Genomic DNA, 1,862 nt, shown 5'->3' on the forward strand with positions numbered 1-1,862 from the left:
TAGTTTTGTTTACCTCTTTGCTTGCCATTCTTCCGGATATGATGGGAATTACAACGCGGACATTCCATGAAGATTCACCCTAATTCATATTCTCATTATGCAACGCCAAAAAATTACTTGATCCCGTACCAAATTGGACAATTGATCAGATGGATACTGGACAGTATTACCTGAAGATAAACACTGGCGATGCTTATCATAGTAGTGAGGGACTAGGTGAAGGACTGGTAAGTCTTTTATATATCGTTGATGCTTTATATGATTCACATCCTGGCGATGTAATAGTTATTGACGAACCAGAGTTATCACTCCATCCATCATTGCAACGTAAATTAGCAACTCTTCTCACAGACTATGCAACAGATCGTCAAATTATCTTGTCCACGCATTCGCCATACTTCTTAAATCTTAAGGCACTGGAAAACGGTGCAACAGTAGCACGTATTTATCTAAAGGACGGTAATTCGGTAATTTCACAATTACCTCCATCCTATGCCAAGGAAATTTCAGCGCTTTTGAAGAATGATAACAACCCCCACATCTTTGGTTTAAACGCTCAAGAAGTTTTTTTTCTTGAGGATAAGATCATTTTAGTTGAAGGGCAAGAAGACGTAATCTTCTATCAATTTGTTCAGAAACAAATCAATGTAGACCTAAATGGAACTTTCTTCGGTTGGGGTATAGGTGGTGTTGACAATATGAAAACACTTGCAAAGGTTTTACGCGACTTAGGTTTCACTCGTGTAGTTGGTATCCTTGATGGAAATCGTAGCGAATTGGTAGATTCTCTGAGTAGTGAGTGTCCTAACTTTCACTTCTTTGCTATACCCGCAGATGATGTTCGTACAAAAACTGAACGTAAGTCTAAGGCTTCAGTAATTGGTTTACTAGATGACAAGAAAAATATTCGGTCTGAGTATAAAGAAACAACATATAAATTGTTTAGCACAGCTAATAAATATCTTTTAGGTGATATGCAGGAATCCGAAGATTGAAAAACAGGCGATCGCGTTTGGGAATGTGGGGAGATGCGATCGCTCGATGCTAATGGCATGATATAGAAAGTAAGCGATGAGCCAAGACAATGCAAAAGCACCTTAAACAGATGGTTGTATCCGATCCAAAAGTGATGATGGGAAAACCTGTAATTGCAGGTACACGCATCACTGTTGAGTTAATTTTAGAAAAGTTGGCTGCTGGTGAAACCCCAGAGCAAGTTTTAGAATCACATCCGCGACTCACACGCGAAGCAATTCAAGCAGCTTTGGCATTTGCGGCTGAAGTTTTACGATATGATGTCATTTATCCCATTGTTGAGAACGCTTCTTGAAATTTCTAGCAGACGAAAATTTAGATTGGCAGATTGTTGAGCGTTTGCGCCAAGATGGCCATTTAGTGTGGTACGTCACTGAAATGGAGCGTGGAATTTCAGATGACGTAGTGCTAGATTTAGCTAACCAAGAAGAAGCAATATTATTAACATCTGACAAAGATTTTGGTGAGTTAGTGTTTCGCTTACAACGTATTGCTTCAGGTGTTATATTAATTCGATTAGCAGGTTTATTGACAACCCGGAAAGCAGAGATTGTTGCCAATACAATTAATCAACATAATTCTGAGTTAATGGGTGCTTTCACTGTTATTACACCAACAACAATTCGTATTCGCAAACTTGATAATTGAATACTGAAAATATAAAAGAAATTCTTCTTAATCTACAACCTAAAGGTTCTCAAGCTAAAGCATATCAAGTTAAGAGGTGATTCGTAAAGAAAATCTAAAGAGCTTTTGAGTAATCTGGACTAGATTTTAATCTAGATCAGGTTGAGTAGTTGTAGAAAATATGAGTAGTCTACCTAAGA

The 1,862-nt window shown here is 37.9% G+C and carries 4 protein-coding genes; 3 read left to right on the plus strand and 1 reads right to left on the minus strand.

Features of this window, described 5'->3' with window-relative positions:
- On the minus strand, positions 1 to 68 hold a 68-nt coding region (locus H6G18_RS25425; RefSeq protein ID WP_449224089.1), incomplete at its 3' end, for a transposase-like zinc-binding domain-containing protein.
- Between the two features lie 81 nt (positions 69 to 149).
- Here H6G18_RS25425 and H6G18_RS24470 point away from each other — a divergent pair.
- The 3 genes from H6G18_RS24470 to H6G18_RS24480 all read left to right on the plus strand — a co-directional run bounded on the left by H6G18_RS24470 (position 150) and on the right by H6G18_RS24480 (position 1,683).
- Complete coding sequence (locus tag H6G18_RS24470; RefSeq protein WP_190409676.1) at positions 150 to 995, plus strand: ATP-dependent nuclease; 846 nt, start codon at positions 150 to 152, stop codon at positions 993 to 995.
- Positions 996 to 1,105: 110 nt separating this feature from the next.
- Entirely contained in the window at positions 1,106 to 1,330 is a 225-nt protein-coding gene (locus H6G18_RS24475) for a DUF433 domain-containing protein (protein WP_242040464.1), read from the plus strand.
- Complete coding sequence (locus H6G18_RS24480) at positions 1,327 to 1,683, plus strand: DUF5615 family PIN-like protein (protein ID WP_190409678.1); 357 nt, start codon at positions 1,327 to 1,329, stop codon at positions 1,681 to 1,683. Before H6G18_RS24475 ends, H6G18_RS24480 begins: the two co-directional genes overlap by 4 nt.
- Positions 1,684 to 1,862: the final 179 nt, after the last annotated feature.

The organism is Anabaena subtropica FACHB-260 (genome assembly GCF_014697105.1).
GTDB lineage: Bacteria > Cyanobacteriota > Cyanobacteriia > Cyanobacteriales > Nostocaceae > Trichormus > Trichormus subtropicus.